15 protein-coding genes and 1 rRNA gene are annotated in these 17,241 nt (G+C 67.3%); 4 read left to right on the top strand and 12 right to left on the bottom strand.

From position 1 onward, the window contains the following. Positions 1-365: 365 nt before the first annotated feature. From FB475_RS05085 to FB475_RS05095, 3 genes are all read right to left on the bottom strand, one after another. Positions 366-1,890, bottom strand: a 16S ribosomal RNA gene (locus FB475_RS05085). 611 nt (positions 1,891-2,501) lie between these two features. Beyond that, positions 2,502-3,794 carry a tyrosine--tRNA ligase gene (gene tyrS, locus FB475_RS05090; protein ID WP_141852992.1) on the bottom strand — a complete coding sequence of 431 codons (1,293 nt, stop codon included), beginning with the start codon at positions 3,792-3,794 and terminating at the stop codon, positions 2,502-2,504. Positions 3,795-3,854: 60 nt separating this feature from the next. After that, on the bottom strand, positions 3,855-4,892 hold the full coding sequence (locus tag FB475_RS05095; protein ID WP_141852994.1) for an App1 family protein: 1,038 nt from the start codon (positions 4,890-4,892) through the stop codon (positions 3,855-3,857). A 120-nt stretch (positions 4,893-5,012) separates the two neighbouring features. Between FB475_RS05095 and FB475_RS05100 the strand changes: the two genes are divergently transcribed. Beyond that, positions 5,013-5,960, top strand: coding sequence for an LLM class flavin-dependent oxidoreductase (locus FB475_RS05100; protein WP_238331967.1), 948 nt, complete (start codon positions 5,013-5,015; stop codon positions 5,958-5,960). On the opposite strand, the gene FB475_RS05105 is transcribed toward FB475_RS05100, so the two are convergent. From FB475_RS05105 to argC, 8 genes are all read right to left on the bottom strand, one after another. Then, entirely contained in the window at positions 5,957-6,622 is a 666-nt protein-coding gene (locus FB475_RS05105) for a DNA-3-methyladenine glycosylase (protein ID WP_141852997.1), read from the bottom strand. The two genes, FB475_RS05100 and FB475_RS05105, sit on opposite strands and share 4 nt — an antisense overlap. A gap of 10 nt (positions 6,623-6,632) precedes the next feature. Then, the gene (gene argH, locus FB475_RS05110; RefSeq protein WP_420359220.1) at positions 6,633-8,102 is read right to left on the bottom strand and encodes an argininosuccinate lyase; all 1,470 of its coding nucleotides are present in this window, start codon (positions 8,100-8,102) and stop codon (positions 6,633-6,635) included. 64 nt (positions 8,103-8,166) lie between these two features. Further along, a complete protein-coding gene (locus tag FB475_RS05115; RefSeq protein ID WP_141853001.1) occupies positions 8,167-8,697 on the bottom strand; it encodes an arginine repressor in 531 nt (176 codons plus the stop codon). After that, positions 8,694-9,626, bottom strand: coding sequence for an ornithine carbamoyltransferase (gene argF / locus FB475_RS05120; RefSeq protein ID WP_141853003.1), 933 nt, complete (start codon positions 9,624-9,626; stop codon positions 8,694-8,696). The genes FB475_RS05115 and argF overlap by 4 nt, the downstream gene beginning before the upstream one ends. Continuing rightward, a complete protein-coding gene (locus tag FB475_RS05125) occupies positions 9,626-10,825 on the bottom strand; it encodes an acetylornithine transaminase (protein ID WP_141853005.1) in 1,200 nt (399 codons plus the stop codon). Before FB475_RS05125 ends, argF begins: the two co-directional genes overlap by 1 nt. Beyond that, positions 10,822-11,697, bottom strand: a complete 876-nt coding sequence (gene argB / locus FB475_RS05130; RefSeq protein WP_141853007.1) for an acetylglutamate kinase — start codon at positions 11,695-11,697, stop codon at positions 10,822-10,824. Before argB ends, FB475_RS05125 begins: the two co-directional genes overlap by 4 nt. After that, positions 11,694-12,896, bottom strand: a complete 1,203-nt coding sequence (argJ, locus tag FB475_RS05135; RefSeq protein ID WP_141853009.1) for a bifunctional glutamate N-acetyltransferase/amino-acid acetyltransferase ArgJ — start codon at positions 12,894-12,896, stop codon at positions 11,694-11,696. The genes argB and argJ overlap by 4 nt, the downstream gene beginning before the upstream one ends. Next, positions 12,893-13,924, bottom strand: coding sequence for an N-acetyl-gamma-glutamyl-phosphate reductase (argC, locus tag FB475_RS05140; protein ID WP_141853011.1), 1,032 nt, complete (start codon positions 13,922-13,924; stop codon positions 12,893-12,895). Before argC ends, argJ begins: the two co-directional genes overlap by 4 nt. 159 nt (positions 13,925-14,083) lie before the next feature. Between argC and FB475_RS05145 the strand changes: the two genes are divergently transcribed. From FB475_RS05145 to FB475_RS05155, 3 genes are all read left to right on the top strand, one after another. Beyond that, complete coding sequence (locus FB475_RS05145; protein ID WP_141853013.1) at positions 14,084-14,638, top strand: carboxymuconolactone decarboxylase family protein; 555 nt, start codon at positions 14,084-14,086, stop codon at positions 14,636-14,638. Further along, entirely contained in the window at positions 14,635-15,510 is an 876-nt protein-coding gene (locus FB475_RS05150; protein ID WP_141853015.1) for an RNA polymerase sigma-70 factor, read from the top strand. Before FB475_RS05145 ends, FB475_RS05150 begins: the two co-directional genes overlap by 4 nt. A 102-nt stretch (positions 15,511-15,612) precedes the next feature. Beyond that, on the top strand, positions 15,613-16,131 hold the full coding sequence (locus FB475_RS05155) for a GNAT family N-acetyltransferase (RefSeq protein ID WP_141853017.1): 519 nt from the start codon (positions 15,613-15,615) through the stop codon (positions 16,129-16,131). Here FB475_RS05155 and FB475_RS05160 read toward each other — a convergent pair. After that, positions 16,128-17,213: an IS630 family transposase gene (locus FB475_RS05160; protein ID WP_141853019.1), complete on the bottom strand. Its 1,086-nt coding sequence runs from the start codon at positions 17,211-17,213 to the stop codon at positions 16,128-16,130. The genes FB475_RS05155 and FB475_RS05160 overlap by 4 nt on opposite strands. Positions 17,214-17,241: the final 28 nt, after the last annotated feature.

The following is a 17,241-nucleotide window of genomic DNA, read 5'->3' on the forward strand; positions in this document are numbered from 1 at the left end:
ACCCTCACCCCAGGGAAACAACACACCCAGAACAAGAACCCCCTCGACGGTTTATCGAAGGCCGGCCCCAGCCACCAACCACACCCAAACGAGTGTGACCGTGACCCAGAAGAAACAGTCCAACCTGATCACTCAGGCAGGCCCGATTCCTCAGGACCCAACAGCGCGCCTCGGCCCATCCCCCAACCTCTCACTCACGTTCCACGCATCCATCCCGAAGAATGACTGCAGTACTAGCTCGCTCGAGCAGGTTCCAGACCTAATGGTCAATGTTCCACATTCCGAAGCACCATCACCCCAAGAACATTCGCCTTGGAAGGCGATGACATGGACACTCACTAAACGGAGTGCCAAGTGCTCCTTAGAAAGGAGGTGATCCAGCCGCACCTTCCGGTACGGCTACCTTGTTACGACTTCGTCCTAATCGCCAGCCCCACCTTCGACGGCTCCCTCCACAAGGGTTAGGCCACCGGCTTCGGGTGTTGCCGACTTTCATGACGTGACGGGCGGTGTGTACAAGGCCCGGGAACGTATTCACCGCAGCGTTGCTGATCTGCGATTACTAGCGACTCCGACTTCATGGGGTCGAGTTGCAGACCCCAATCCGAACTGAGACCGGCTTTTTGGGATTCGCTCCACCTTACAGTTTCGCAGCCCTTTGTACCGGCCATTGTAGCATGCGTGAAGCCCTGGACATAAGGGGCATGATGACTTGACGTCATCCCCACCTTCCTCCGAGTTGACCCCGGCAGTCTCCTATGAGTCCCCACCACCCCGAAGGGCGTGCTGGCAACATAGGACGAGGGTTGCGCTCGTTGCGGGACTTAACCCAACATCTCACGACACGAGCTGACGACAGCCATGCACCACCTGTATAGGACCCTTACGGACCCCCCATCTCTGGAGGATTTCCCTATATGTCAAACCCAGGTAAGGTTCTTCGCGTTGCATCGAATTAATCCGCATGCTCCGCCGCTTGTGCGGGCCCCCGTCAATTCCTTTGAGTTTTAGCCTTGCGGCCGTACTCCCCAGGCGGGGCGCTTAATGCGTTAGCTGCGGCACGGAGGACGTGGAATGTCCCCCACACCTAGCGCCCAACGTTTACGGCGTGGACTACCAGGGTATCTAATCCTGTTCGCTACCCACGCTTTCGCTCCTCAGCGTCAGGTAAGGCCCAGAGAGCCGCCTTCGCCACCGGTGTTCTTCCTGATATCTGCGCATTCCACCGCTACACCAGGAGTTCCGCTCTCCCCTGCCTACCTCTAGTCTGCCCGTATCGGAAGCAGGCTCGGGGTTAAGCCCCGAGTTTTCACTCCCGACGTGACGAACCGCCTACGAGCCCTTTACGCCCAATAATTCCGGACAACGCTCGGACCCTACGTATTACCGCGGCTGCTGGCACGTAGTTGGCCGGTCCTTCTTCTGCAGGTACCGTCACTCTCGCTTCGTCCCTGCTGAAAGAGGTTTACAACCCGAAGGCCGTCATCCCTCACGCGGCGTTGCTGCGTCAGACTTTCGTCCATTGCGCAATATTCCCCACTGCTGCCTCCCGTAGGAGTCTGGGCCGTGTCTCAGTCCCAGTGTGGCCGGTCGCCCTCTCAGGCCGGCTACCCGTCGACGCCTTGGTAGGCCATTACCCCACCAACAAGCTGATAGGCCGCGAGCCCATCCCCAACCGCCAGAACTTTCAACCACACCCCATGAGGAGCACGGTATTATCCGGTATTAGACCCCGTTTCCGAGGCTTATCCCAAAGTTGAGGGTAGGTTGCTCACGTGTTACTCACCCGTTCGCCGCTCGTGTACCCCCGAAGGGGCCTTACCGCTCGACTTGCATGTGTTAAGCACGCCGCCAGCGTTCGTCCTGAGCCAGGATCAAACTCTCCGTTGAAAAATATAGACAACCGAAACCAAAGGCTCCGGACAGTCAACAACATCGAATGATCCTTTGAATCAGAAACAACCCTAAACTGGCTTGTTATCCGTATAAATTTCAAAGGAATCCGCCACAGACAAACAACCATCCACACCCACACCAGAAAACCCTGGGGGGCAAGGATCGTCATCTAATGCCTGTGAACGGGGTTAATGCATCTTTCGGCATTGACTTTCGGCACGCTGTTGAGTTCTCAAGAATCGGACGCACACCGCAGCTTGGCCTTGCAGCCAGGCTCCCGGGGCAACCTGCGTTACTCTACCGGATCAGATCCACCGAGTCAAGACCCGATTTTTCCCGATCCCCATCCCCTCTCAGGGAGGCCCGCGTCTCGCTGGCCGACCCGAGTCCGAAGACGCGTTCCGGCTGAGCTAGCCTTTGGGGGTTTTGGAAGGTCCGGCCGCTTTCGCGTCCCGCGCTCGCTTCCAACAAGAAGAACATTACGTGGCTCCCAGGTGACCGGTCAAATCGGCTCCCGGTGGGCTGAATCACAGGCTTGTAATTTGCCTTCGGCAACCCGGATGTGGGAGTGGAGACCACTCCCACACGCGACCGGCGACGAGCCGTCAGCCCTGCGCCGGCGAAGCCAGAACCCCTGCAAATGAACGCTTCCCGCGCCGCAGCACGAGCACGCCACCCGGCAGCAGGTCGTCCGCGGCCGGTACGTACTCCGCGTCCTTCACCTTCTCGTTGTTCAGGTACGCGCCGCCCTCGGCCACCGTGCGCCGGGCGGCCGACTTGCTCGCGACCAGGCCTGACTTCACCAGCAGGTCGCCGTATGTCGGCATCTGTTCACCTGCGCCCAGCTCCACGTGCGGTGCTTCGCGGAGTGCGGCGACGAGGGTGGAGCCATCCAGCGACGCCAACTCCCCCTGGCCGAACAGGGCCTTCGACGCTTCCTGCACTCGCCGCGTCTCCTCGGCGCCGTGCACCAGCGTCGTCACGTCCTCTGCGAGCACCCGTTGCGCTTCCCGCGCCTGGGGCCGTTCTGCGGTCGCCTGCTCGAGTGCAGCGATCTCCTCCGCAGTACGGAACGTGTAGAACCGCACCAGCTGCATCACGTCACGGTCGTCGCTGTTGAACCAGAACTGGTAGAACGCGTACGGCGTCGTCAGCTCACGGTCCAGCCAAACGGTCCCGGACTCCGTCTTGCCGAACTTGGTCCCGTCCGCCTTCGTGACCAGTGGTGTTGCCAAGGCATGCGCCTTGCCTTGATCAGTACGGCGGATGAGCTCCACGCCCGCAGTCAGGTTTCCCCACTGGTCGCTACCACCCGTCTGCAGCGTGCAGTTGTGGCGCCGGTACAGCTCCAGGAAGTCCAGCGACTGCAGCAGCACGTAGCTGAACTCGGTGTAGCTGATCCCCTGCTCCAGCCGCGCCTTCACCACCTCGCGGCCGAGCATCCGGTTCACCGGGAAGTGCTTCCCGATGTCCCGGAGGAAGTCGAGCGTGTTGAGGTCCTTGGTCCAGTCGTAGTTGTTGACGATCCGGGCCGGGTTGGGGAGCGAGGGGTCGAAGTCGACGAACTTCTCCACCTGGGAGCGCACCCGCTCCACCCACTCGTGCACCACGTCCTTGGGGTTCAGCACCCGCTCGGACGTCTCCTTGGGGTCACCGATCAACCCGGTGGCGCCACCGACCAGCCCGATCGGGTTGTGGCCGGCCAGCTGGAGCCGCCGCAGCGTCAGCAGCTGCAGCAGGTTCCCCATGTGCAGGCTGGGCGCGGTGGGGTCGAAACCGACATAGGAGGTGATCGGCCCTGCCGCCATGGAGGCCCGGAGGGCGTCCGGATCGGTGGAGTGGGCGATCAGGCCACGGCTCTCCAGGTCGTCAAGCACCTGAGTGCGGCGTTCGGTCACTAGTTCTCTCCTCGAGTACGTCGGTCACTACTAGTGTCCTGTACGACGAGAACGGGGCGCTCAGGTGGTCTCGGGATGTGCGAGCACCGCCCGCAGTTGCGGACGGAGGGCGTGTCCGTCAGGTCCCTGCACCGTGACCGCGGTCGGCCGGTGCGGGTCGTGGGCGCCAGGGTCGGTGTTGGGCACCGGCAGACCGTGGGAGAGCACCTGCTCGGCCGGGGTCAGCTGGCGGATGCCGATGGCGAGCACATGGTCCGGGTGGGTCTGTGCGAAGTCGCCGTATAGCTGGGGGTCGTGCTGGCCGTCGTCGCCGATCAGCACCCACCGCACGTTCGGGAACTCGCGGGCCAGCCGGCGTAGGGCCGTTCGCTTGTGCTCCTGGCCGCTCCGGAACCATCCGGTGTTCGTTGGGCCCCAGTCCGTCATCAGCAATGGCCCCGGCGGGTACCCGTGCCGCTCGAAGAAGCGTGTCAGTGTCGGAGCGGTGTTCCATGCGCCAGTCGACAGGTAGAACATCGGGGCACCCGGGTGGTCCGCCAGCAGCTCCTCATACAGAGCGGCCATTCCTGGTACGACGCGGCGCGCCTGCTCGTCACGTACGAACGTGTTCCAGGCCGCGATCAACGGCCGCGGCAGCATCGTCAGGATCACCGTGTCGTCGATGTCGCTGACAAGACCGAACGTCGCGTCCGGATCCGGGACGAAGATCCGCGCCCGTGCCTGGCGATCGCCGTGGACGCCCAGGAGGATCTCGTGCCAACCAGGCGGAAGCACGACCGGCACGGTGAGGTCGATGAAGCCACCGCGATCGGTGACGGCCTCGAACGTCTGCCCGCTGACTGTGACAGTCACAGGCACCTTCACTGCGGGCGCCGTGACGAACACGCGCCAGCCGCGGATCACCTGGTCCTCGTCGTACCGCGGCTGATTGCGCGGGTCGCGCCCGAGCACCACCCGCGCGAGCACGCGGACGAACTCGGTGTTGCCGTACCCGACCTGCGGGATGATCCGCTCCTGCCAGCCGCGCCGCCGCAGTATCGCCTGCAACCCGACGTTGAACCAGTCCTCGAGACGGGACGAGTAGTGCGGACGGGCCATACCAGAAACCTACCCGGAGCATGGGCCGCTAGTCGTCCTCCCCCGCGGTCCTCGGACAGTTGTTCCGCGAGTTCATCTGGTCTCGAGCGAACTGTCGGCGGCATCTTCTACGGTCTCCTCATGACCGCTCTCGGAATGTGCTTCCCGCGTACCTACCCGGCCGCGCTCGTCACCGATGTCGCGCGGCGCCTCGACCGCGGCGGCGCGGACGGGCTGTGGATCATCGAGGACTGCTTCTACACCGCCGGTCCGTCGCTGGTGTCGGCCGCGCTGACGTCGACCGAGCGGCTCACCGTCGGGCTCGGGATCGTGCCCGCGGTGGTCCGAACGGCAGCGGTGACCGCGATGGAGTTCGCGACGCTGGAGGCGCTCGGGCCGGGGCGCTTCCTGCCCGGGATCGGTCATGGGGTGCAGTCCTGGATGGGGCAGATGGGCGTCCGGCCGAAGTCTCCGCTGACGACGCTCGAGGAGGTCACGACGGCCGTCACCCGGTTGCTGCGGGGTGAAGAGGTGAGCTTCGAGGGCAAGGTGGTGTACCTCGACAAGGTTCAGCTCGATGCGCCGCCGGCCGACGTTCCGCCGATCCTGCTCGGTGTGCAGGGGCCGAAGTCGATGGCGCTCGCGGGGCGGGTCGCGGACGGGGTCGTGCTCGCGGAGCCGGCCACCGCGCCGTATGTGCGGCAGTCGGTGCAGTACGCCGGATCGCCCGAGGGGTTCGTGGTCGCGACGTTCACGGCGATGTGCATCCGGGCCGAGCGGAAGGCGGCGTACGAGTGGACCGCGCCGTGGCTCGGGTCGCGGATTGCCGATCGGGCGCCGCAGCTGACCGCGCTGCCGTTCTTCGAGGAGTTGCACAAGCTGTACGACGCGGGCGGTGAGGCCGCGCTGGTCGGTATGCCGCGCGACTGGTGGACCGCGATCGGCGCAGTCGGGACGCTCGACGACGCGGCCGCGCACCTCGACGGGCTGGAGGCGGCCGGGGTGAATCACGTCGGGCTGTTCCCGGATCCGGAGGTGGAGCACGGGCTGCCGCAGCTGGACTACGTGCTCGAGTTGGCGAAGCGTTAGGAGCGTTTCTTCGGGACGTGCGGGCGGTACGGCGAGACCGTCGGGTCGTTCGGGATCCAGAAGCGCCACGCGCGGTCGGCGGCTTCGCGGAGACCGACGCGGGGGCCGGTGGACGGTACGCCGTCGTACCCGGGGCCGTCGAGGAGCCGGATCGGTGAGTCCTTGGCCAGCAGGTCGGCGCCGTTACCCTCCCGACCGATGCCAAGGGCAACACACAGGCGCGCCGGACCGCGCGCGAGGTCGCGGTCCGGGTCGGCGGCGGGTCGCTTGTTCACAGGACCCGGTCTCACCTGGTTGAGGACGGACTTCTGCGGGGCGGGTTGGCCGCGGCGGATGCGGGCCAGTTCGACGCCTTCGATGATCTCGCCGGCTCGGAGCAGCACCGCGGACGGTTTGTTCTCGGGGCCGACGACAACGTTCATGCAGAAGTGCATGCCGTACGTGAAGTACACGTACAAGAACCCGGGCGGCCCGAACATCACCGCGTTCCGTGGAGTCTGCCCGCGGTAGGCATGTGAGCCCGGATCGTTCGGCCCGTCGTACGCCTCGACCTCGGTCAGCCGCACCGCGACGGCCCCCTCGTCGCTGGTGCTGCGCAGCACCGTCCCGAGCAGCTTCGGCGCCACGTCGAGCACAGGACCAGCCAGAACTGAACGCCGCATGCGCAGCACCTTAAGCGAGGCGGGTGGCGTGTTGTTGGGTGCGGGTGCGGAGTTCGGTTAGTTGGGATTCGACTTGGGGTTGGGCGGTGCCGCCGCGGGTGTTGCGGGAGGCCAGGGAGCCTTGGACGGTCAGGGCGGAGCGGACCTCTGGGGTGAGGTGGGGGGAGATTGCGGCCAGGTCCTCGTCGGAGAGGTCCCAGAGTTCGATGCCGCGTTTCTCGCAGGCCTGGACGCAGGCGCCGGCGAGCTCGTGGGCCACACGGAACGGGACCTTCTGGCGGACCAGCCATTCGGCGATGTCGGTGGCGAGCGAGAAGCCCTGCGGGGCCAGCTCCTCGAGGCGCTCGGAGTTGAAGCGCAGCGTCCGGATCATCCCGGTGAACGCGGGCAGCAGCACCTCGAGGGTGTCGATGGAGTCGAAGACCGGTTCCTTGTCCTCCTGCAGGTCCCGGTTGTACGCGAGCGGCTGCGCCTTCAGCGTCGCCAGCAGACCGCTCAGGTTGCCGATCAGCCGGCCGGCCTTGCCGCGTGCCAGTTCCGCGATGTCCGGGTTCTTCTTCTGCGGCATGATGCTCGACCCGGTCGAGAACGCGTCGTCCAGCTCGACGAAACCGAACTCCTTCGTCGCCCAGATGATCACCTCTTCGGCCTGCCGGGACAGGTCGACGCCGATCTGCGCCAGCACGAAGGCGAACTCCGCGACGAAGTCCCGCGACGACGTGCCGTCGATCGAGTTCGCTGACGAGTTCGTGAAACCGAGCTCCACAGCAACGAACTGCGGGTCGAGGCCGAGCGAGCTACCGGCCAAAGCACCTGAGCCGTACGGCGAGTCCGCAGCAACGCGGGCGTCCCAGTCGGCCAGCCGGTCGAGGTCCCGGATCAGCGGCCATGCGTGCGCGAGCAGATGGTGGGACAGCAGTACCGGCTGCGCGTGCTGAAGGTGGGTACGGCCAGGCATCGCCACGCCAAGGTGCTGCGCCGCCTGGTCCGCCAGTGTTTCCACCTGTGCCAGCAGCAACCGCCCGATGATCCGGCCATGGTCGCGGAGGTAGCTCTTGAAGAGGGTCGCGACCTGGTCGTTCCGGGAGCGCCCGGCGCGCAGCCGGCCGCCCAGCTCGGCACCGAGCCGATCCAGCAACCCGTGCTCCAGCGCCGTGTGCACATCTTCGTCGTCCTCGGCGGGCAGGAAGCGCCCCGCGAGGACGTCGGCCAGCAGCTCGTCGAGCCCCGCCAGCATCGCGGTCAGGTCGTCGCCGGTCAGCAGCCCCGCACGGTGCAGCACCTTCGCGTGGGCCTTCGAGCCGGCGATGTCGTACGGCGCCAGCCGCCAGTCGAAGTGCGTGGACTTGCTCAACGCCGCCAGCGCGTCGGCCGGACCACCCGAAAAGCGGGCGCCCCACAACGCCGACTCCCTCGCACCGCTCTCACCTGAACCCACACCAACATCCTCTCTCAGTCGAAGCCAGGGCTGACCTGTTATGTCACCACTGGCAGGTTGTAACGGGCCAGCGGTGAAACAACCGGCCAGCGGTCGGGGGACCGGGCTAGCGGCCGCCGTTGTCGGGCCGCGGTTCGGAGCGGGCGGCGAGGGACAGGAAGCGGGCGGCCAGCGCCTGCCCGCCGGTGGGATTGCGGGAGACGACCATGACGGTGTCGTCGCCGGCGATGGTGCCGAGAACGTCGTCCAGTCCCACGTGGTCGATCGCCGACGCGAAGTACTGGGCCGCTCCCGGCGGAGTTCGCAGGATGACCAGGTTGGCGCTGCCCTCCGCTGACACCAGGAGCTCGGACGCCACCCGAGCCAGCCGCGCTTCGAAGGCCGCCGCCTCGCCGGCGCGTGGCGTACGGTCGCCGCCTTCACCGGGTACGGCGTACACGAGCTGGCCGGTGGAGTCGCGCACCTTCACCGCACCGATCTCGACCAGGTCCCGCGAGAGCGTCGCCTGCCCGACCACCAGGCCGGACGCGGCGAGCAGATCCGCCAGCTCGGTCTGCGACCGCACCGGCTGCCGCCCGAGCAGATCGACGATCCGCTGCTGCCGCGCGGTCTTGGTGGTCGGTACGGCGATACTCATCCGTCAAAGCTCCTTGCCAGCAGCCACGACAGCAGCGCCTTCTGCGCGTGCAGCCGGTTCTCGGCCTCGTCCCAGACGACCGACTGCGGGCCGTCGATCACGGCCGCCTCGATCTCCTTGCCACGATAGGCGGGCAGGCAGTGCAACACGATCGCATCCGGCTTCGCCTTGCCGAGCAGTTGTTCGGTGACGGCGTACGGCACGAACGGCGCCTCGCGCTCCGCCGCCTCGGCCTCCTGCCCCATCGAGACCCAGGTGTCGGTGGCAACGACATCGGCACCGTCGACCGCGGCGGCCGCGTCCGCGGTCCACGCGACAGATCCGCCCGTCGACGCAGCGATCTCCGCGGCCCGCGCGAGGATCGCAGGGTCCGGTTGATACTCAGCGGGCGAACCGACCACGACATGCATTCCGGCGGTCGCGCCGCCGAGCAGGTACGAGTGGGACATGTTGTTCGCGCCGTCGCCGAGGTAGACGAGCTTCAGCCCGGCCGTGGCGCCCTTGTGCTGCCGTACGGTCTGCAGGTCCGCGAGGATCTGGCACGGGTGGAACTCGTCGGTCAGCGCGTTGACGACCGGCACCGACGACGCCGCCGCCATCTCCTCGATCCGCGCCTGACCGAACGTCCGCCAGACGATCGCCGCGACCTGCCGGTCGAGTACCCGCGCGGTGTCCGCGATCGGCTCGCCGCGGCCCAGTTGCGAGGTCTGCGCGTCGATCACGAGCGGTACGCCGCCCAGCTCGGCGATCCCGACCGCGAACGAGATCCGGGTGCGCGTCGACGTCTTGTCGAAGATCACCGCGACGGTCTTCGGGCCCTCGAGCGGCTTGTGCCCGTACCTGTCCCCCGCCAGCTGCGCAGCCAGGGTGAGTACCTCGTCCTGTTCGACCGGCGAGAGGTCGTCGTCCCGCAGGAAGTGCCGCACCATCAGATCTCCACCTTGTCGAGCAGCCCGGGGAGGGCTGCGACGAAACTGTCGGCATCAGCCTTGCTGAGGATGTACGGCGGTGCCAGCCGCAACGCGTCCGGGATCGGGTTGTTGATCACGAACCCGGCCTCCAGCGCGAGCGCCGCCACCTGGTCCGACACCGGCTTGGTGAGCTGGATCGCGAGCAGCAGCCCGCGCCCGCGGACGCCCGCGATCAGCGGGTGGTCGAGCCCGATCACCGACGACGCGAGGTGGTTGCCGACGGCATTCACCTGGTCCAGCAGGCCGTCGCGCTCGATCACGGTCAGCACCGCGAGCCCGGCGATCGCCGCGACCGGGTTGCCGCCGAACGTGGTCCCGTGGTTCCCCGGCTGCAGCAGGTCCGCGGCAGCCCCGAGCCCGATGCACGCGCCGATCGGAATGCCCGCGCCCAGCCCCTTCGCCACCGTCACCAGATCCGGCGTGATCCCCTCGGCCTCGAAAGCGAACCAGCTCCCGGTCCGCCCGATCCCGGTCTGGATCTCGTCGATCCACAGCAGCGCGCCGTGCTCGGAGGTGATCCGCCGCGCGGCCTGCAGATATCCGGCCGGCGGTACGACGACACCGTTCTCGCCCTGGATCGGCTCGAGCACCACCGCTGCGGTCTCGTCGTCGACGGCAGCCGCCAGCGCCTCGGCGTCGCCGTACGGAACGAATTCCACGTCGCCCGGGAGCGGCGCGAACGCCTCGCGGTACGCCGGCTTCCACGTGACGGCCAGCGCGCCCATCGACCGCCCGTGGAAGGCGCCGACGGTGGAGACGATCTTGGTCCGGCCGGTGCGCCGGGTGATCTTGAACGCGGCCTCGTTCGCCTCGGTGCCGGAGTTCGTGAAGAACACCTTGCCCGGGGTGTCGAAGAGACCGAGGAGTTTCTCGGCCAGGGCGATCTGCGGTGCGGAGGCGAAGAAGTTCGACACGTGGCCGAGCGTGGCGAGCTGCGAGGTCACCGCGGACACCACGAACGGGTGCGCGTGACCGAGGCAGTTCACCGCGAGCCCGCCGAGCAGGTCGAGGTACTTGTTGCCGTCGGCATCCCACAGGTACGCGCCCTCGCCGCGGACCAGCACGCGCTTCGGCGCACCGAAGGTGTTCATCAAGGCACTCGAGTACCGAGCAGTGAGCGCGGCCTGTGAGCCGTCGATCGTGACGAGTTCGGTCATGACGGGATCACCTGGGTTCCACTTCCGGCGTCGGTGAAGATCTCCAGCAGCAACGAGTGCGGCACGCGGCCGTCGATCACGGTGGCGCGGGACACACCCGACTCGACCGCGCGCAGGCAGGCCTCCATCTTCGGGACCATGCCGGAGGCCAGCGACGGCAGCAGCTCGGCAAGCTCGGCGGTATCGATCTGGGTGATGATCTCGTCGCTGTCCGGCCAGTTCCGGTACAGCCCGGCGACGTCGGTGAGTACGACGAGCTTCTCGGCCCCGAGCGCCGAGGCCAGCGCGGCCGCGGCGGTGTCTGCGTTCACGTTGTGCGCCAGGCCGTCCTCGTCCGGTGCGATCGTCGACACGACCGGGATCCGGCCCGCGTCGATCAGGTCGATCACCGCTTCCGGCCGGACCTCGACGACATCCCCGACCAGCCCGATGTCCACCTGCTCCCCGTCGACCAGCGCGGTACGGCGTTCCGCGGTGAACAGGCCCGCGTCCTCGCCGGACATGCCGACCGCGAACGGACCGTGCGCGTTCAGCAGCCCGACGAGCTCGCGGCCGACCTTGCCGACGAGCACCATGCCGACGACGTCCATCGCCTCGGGCGTGGTGACCCGGAGCCCGCCGCGGAACTCGCTGTCGATCCCGAGCCGGCCGAGCATGTCGCTGATCTGCGGTCCGCCACCGTGGACGACCACGACCCGGACCCCGGCGTACCGCAGGAACACGATGTCCTCGGCGAACGCGCGCTTGAGTTTCTCGTCGACCATCGCGTTCCCGCCGTACTTCACCACGACAGTCTTGCCGTGGAACTGCTTCAGCCACGGCAGCGCCTCGGTCAGTACGGCGGCCTTCTCGATCGCATCCGCCTGGATCATGACGAGTACGCCGAGTTCTCTTCGACGTACGCGTGCGACAGGTCCGTGGTGAGGACGGTCGCGGACGCCGGGCCGGCGTGCAGGTCGATGACGACGTCGATCTCCAGGCCGCTCAGGTCGGCCTCGGAGCGGTCGACGCCCTTGCCGCCGGCGACACAGATGGCGGCGCCGTTCAGCGTGATGTCGAGCAGCGCCGGGTCGAACGCCGTGGGCGCGTTGCCGACCGCCATCGCGATCCGTCCCCAGTTCGGATCGGAGGCGAAGAACGCCGTCTTGCACAGGTTGTCCTCGGCAACGACCTTGGCGGCGGCCAGCGCCTCCGCCTCGGACGCCGCGCCCTGCACGGTGATGCTCACGTGCTTGGTGACGCCCTCCGCGTCCGCCTGCAACTGCTTCACCAGGTCAGCAGCCAGTGCGGTCAGTGCGGCCTCGAAGGCCTCCGGCGTCACGGTCACCCCGGAGGCTCCCGAGCTGAGCAGCAGCACGGTGTCGTTGGTCGACGTACCACCGTCGACGTCGAGCCGGTTGAACGTCTTGCCGACCGCGTTGCGGAGCGCGTGGTCGAGGTGCGGCTGGTCGAGAACGGCGTCGGTGGTGAGCACGCTCAGCATGGTCGCCATGTTCGGCGCACACATCCCCGCGCCCTTCGCGAACCCGCCGATGCTCCATCCGTCCGGGTGCTTCAGCGCGGCCTGCTTCGGCACGTTGTCGGTCGTCATCACCGCGGTCGCCGCCGACAGCCCCGCGGCCGCATCGTCACCGAGAGCTTCAACAGCTTTGTCGATCCCCGGGATCAACACATCCATCGGAAGTCGCTCGCCGATCAGGCCGGTGGAACAGACGCCGATCTGCGCAGCACCCACGCCCAAGACAGACGCCAGCTTCTCTGCGGTCTTGTGCGTGTCCTGGAAACCTTCAGGACCGGTGCAAGCGTTCGCGCCACCGGAGTTGAGCACCACAGCCTTCAAAGCGCCCGCGGTCAGCACCTGCTGCGACCACAGCACGGGTGCGGCCTTCACCTTGTTCGTGGTGAAGACCCCGGCGGCCGCGTCGAGCGGGCCGTCGTTCACGACGACGGTGAGGTCCGGCGTACCGGCGGGCTTGATCCCGGCGATCACCCCGGCCGCGCGGAAGCCTGCCGGCGCGGTCACTCCGGCGCTCCGATCGACTTGGGTGGCGGGAGTGACAGCTACGGTCACGGGGCGACTCCTACGAGAGGCAGGGCCAGGGTCTCGTCGAGCCCTTTGGCCAGGTTCATGCACTGCACGGCGGCGCCGGCGGTGCCCTTGGTGAGGTTGTCCATCGCGGCCACGATGACGGCGCGGCCGGTCCGCTGGTCCAGGGCGACCTGGAGTTGCACGGTGTTCGCCCCGAGGGTGGCCTGCGTCTGCGGCCACTGCCCCTCGGGCAGCAGGTGGATGAAGGGCTCGTCGACGTACGCGTCCTCGTACGCCTTCCGCAGCGTCGCGTAGTCGGTGCCGTCGGCAACCGGCGCGCTGCAGGTGGCGAGGATGCCACGGGCCATCGGTGCGAGTACCGGTGTGAACGACACGCTCACGGGCTGTGCGGCGTACGGCGTGAGGTTCTGCTCGATCTCCGGGGTGTGCCGATGTACGCCGCCGACGCCGTACGCCGAGGCGGAGCCCATCACCTCCGCGCCGAGCAGATGCGCCTTTGGGGCCCTGCCCGCGCCCGACGTCCCACTGACCGCGACGACCACGAGCTGACCGGGGTCGACGAGGCCCTGCTGTACGGCGGGGAGCATCGCCAGGGTGGAGACGGTCGGATAACAACCCGGTACGGCGACTCGGTTCGAACCACGGAGCTTGTCCCGTTGACCAGGGAGCTCCGGGAGCCCGTACGGCCACGAGCCGGCGTGCTCGCCGCCGTAGAACTCGGCCCACACCTCGGCCCCGGTCAGCCGGAAGTCCGCGCCGCAGTCGATCACGGTGATGTCATCGCCGAGCTGCTCGGCGATTCCAGCGGACTGTCCGTGCGGCAGGGCCAGGAACACCACGTCGTGACCGGCGAGGTTCTCCGCCGTGGTCTCGACCAGGATGCGCCCGGCCAACGGCACGAGGTGCGGGTGGTGCACGCCGAGCGCCGTACCGGCGTTCCCGCCGGCGGTCAGCGCGCCGATCTCCACCTCGGGGTGGCTGCTCAGCAACCGGAGCAGCTCGCCCCCCGCATAGCCACTGGCACCGGCCACCGCCACCTTCACGCTCATGTGAATGAGTATGCCACGAGACGGAAGAATATCCAACAACCACGTCCGCTTGGTCACCTACCCAATCACCGCCAGTGGAACCGGCTGTGACGCGGGTCATGTCACACCGTGGCGCCGGCGCGTGTCCGTGAGGGAGACGACGACCTGGAGGTGGGTTTGATGGCGCGGATCGAGCTGGAGCACAAGCGGACCTGGTTCGTGCGGCTGGCGGAGTGGGGCAGCCGACGTAAATACGGCGAGGTGCTGGATCCCGGGAAGGCTGCACTGCACAACCGGCGGGTGCTGACCACGATGCTGATGTTGGAGGGCTCCGCCGCGCGCTGGAACAAGCTCGATCCCGGCCTGAAGGCGCTCGCGGTGATGGCGACGTCGGCCCGGATCGGCTGCAGCTGGTGCATGGACTTCGGCTACTGGGAGTTCCATCACCAGGATGTCGACCAGGCGAAGCTTCGGGATGTGCCAGTGTGGCGGGACAGCTACGTCTACTCGGATCTGGAGCGCGCCGTGATGGACTACGCCGAAGCGATGACGGCGACCCCGCCGGAGGTCACCGACGAACAGGCCGAGCGGTTGCGGGCAGACCTCACCGACGAACAACTGGTCGAACTCACGGCCGCCGTCTCGCTGGAGAACTACCGCTCCCGGACGAACGCGGCGCTCGGGCTGACCAGCCAGGGCTTCAAGGAGTACTGCGACCTGAGGCCGGTGCAGTGACCGAGGAAGAGCTGGCCGCGGAGTTCGCCGAGCATCGTCAGGTGCTCGTCGGTGCGGCGTACCGCGTGGTCGGGAGCGTCAGCGACGCGGAGGACGTGGTCCAGGAGGCTTGGCTTCGCTGGGCTGCCGTAGACCACGAGGAGATCCGCGACCCCAGGGCGTACCTGATCCGGATCACCACCCGTCTCGCGCTCAACAAGCTGCGCGAACAGAAGGCGCGCCGGGAGGCGTACGTCGGGCCGTGGCTGCCCGAACCGCTCGCCACCGATGACGACGACCCGGCGGCCGCGGTCGAGCTGGCGGATTCGGTCAGTATGGCGATGCTCGTCGTCCTCGAGACGCTATCGCCACTCGAGCGCGCGACGTTCGTACTGCGGGAGGTCTTCGAGCTGCCGTACGACGAGATCGCGGACACGCTCGGGCGGTCGGAGTCCGCCGTCCGGCAGCTCGCCCATCGCGCCCGCGAGCACGTCCACGCCCGGCAACCGCGGCACCGCGTGGACAAGGCCCGGCACGACGAGCTGACCATGCGGTTCATGCAGGCCGCCGGCAGCGGCGACTTCGACCAGGTGGTCGCGCTGCTCGCGCCGGACGCCGTACTGATCAGCGACGGCGGCGGCAAGAAGCGCGCCGCGCTGCGGCCGATCCAGGGCGCGGAGAAGATCGCCCGCTGGCTGTTCGCGGTGCTCGCGGACAACCCGGGCTTCGAGATCCGGGTGGCGTCGCTGAACGACGAGCTCGCTTACATCGCGTACTTCGACGACCAGCCGGACACGGTCACGTTCATGAAGAGCACGGACGGGCGGATCACCGAGCTGTACCTGATCCGGAACCCGGACAAGCTGAGCCACGTTCCCCTGCTGGAGCCGTAGACTATCTGCAACTCAGTCGCAGCTGGAAGAGCAGAAGACCAGAAGCTCCCGCCCCCTCGCTTCGCTCGGGGGCCGGGGGTATTGAATCGAGCTGGAGGCGCGGTGAAGTATCTGGTGGCGGATCCGGACGAGGCACTCGATCCGGGGTTGCGGGCGGACCTGCTGGACACCTGGGTGGCCGCGACGAACGCGGGTGGCGCGGTCGGGTACACGCCGCCCGCGCCGGTGGACCTGGTCGCGGAGAACCTGGACGGCGCGCTCGGCCGGGTCGCGGCCGGGCTCGATCTACTCGGCGTGCTGCACAACGGCGAGCGGTACGTCGGCATGGGCATGCTGGTGTCGCGCGGGAGCGCGTTACAGGCGCACTGGCGGACGGTGCTGCGGGTGATGGTGCATCCGGAGTACCAGGGCAACGGCGCCGGACGGTTGCTGATGGAGGGTCTGCGCGGTTCCGCGGTCGACCTCGGCCTCGAGCAGTTGCAACTGACGATCCGCGGCGGGCTCGGCCTGGAGAACTTCTACGGACCGCTCGGCTACCGCGTCGTCGGCACCCATCCCCGCGCGATCCGGGTCGCCCCGGACGACTACCGCGACGAGATCATGCTGGTGAAGGACCTCTAGTGTCGTGAGTCGTTAATCCTGGTGCAGTAGCGGGCGATGGATTCGAGGATTTGATCGGCGGTTTTGGTCCACACGTAGGGTCGTGGATTGTCGTTCCAGGTGTTGATCCAGGCGCGGATGTCTGCGTTGAGTTCGCGGACGGAGCGGTGGGTGCCGCGGCGGAGTTTCTTGGTGGTCAGTTCACCGAACCAGCGCTCGACGAGGTTGAGCCAGGATGAGCTGGTGGGGGTGAAGTGCAGCACGAAGCGTGGGTGCGCGGTGAGCCAGCGTTTCACCGCAGGTGTTTTGTGGGTGGAGGCGTTGTCGAGTACGACGTGCACGTCGTACTCGGCTGGTACTTCGCGGTCGATGGTGGCGAGGAATTTCTTGAACTCGATCGCGCGGTGCCGGGCGTGCAGGGAACCGATGACGGTGCCGGTGGCGATGTCGAGCGCCGCGTACAGGCTGGAGGTGCCGGCGCGTTTGTAGTCGTGACTGGCCCGGACCGGCGTGCCGGGCATCATTGGGAAGATCGGCGCGGTGCGGTCCAAGGCCTGGATCTGGGACTTCTCGTCCACACATAGCACCACCGCGGCCTCGGGCGGGTTCAGGTAGAGCCCGACCACGTCGTGGACCTTGTCGATGAACAACGGATCCTTGCTCAGCTTCCACGAATCCTGCCGGTGCGGCTGCAGCCCGAACGCCCGCCAGATCCGCGACACCGCCGACTGCGACAACCCCAACTCGGCCGCCAGCGACCGCGTCGACCAGTGCGTGGCATCCTTCGGAGCTGTCTCCAGCGTCGTGGTGATCACCGCCTCGACCTGCTCATCGCGCACCGTCCGCGGCCGGCCCGGCCGCGGCTCGTCCAGCAAACCGTCCAAGCCCTGCTCGACAAACCGCGCCCGCCACCGCCGCGCCGTCGCGACATGGACATCCAGCTTGCGGGCCACCGCGCTCGTACTCAGCCCATCGGCCGCGGCCAGCACAATCCTCGACCGCACCGCCAGCCCGTTCGCCGACGTCGCACGCCGCGACCACGCCACCAACTGCGCACGCTGCTCATCGGACAACACCACCGCAGGAGCTACTGGATCCGGCACGAACCCACACTACCCAACTACCACTGAA

It is taken from the genome of Kribbella jejuensis (assembly GCF_006715085.1).
Classification (GTDB): domain Bacteria; phylum Actinomycetota; class Actinomycetes; order Propionibacteriales; family Kribbellaceae; genus Kribbella; species Kribbella jejuensis.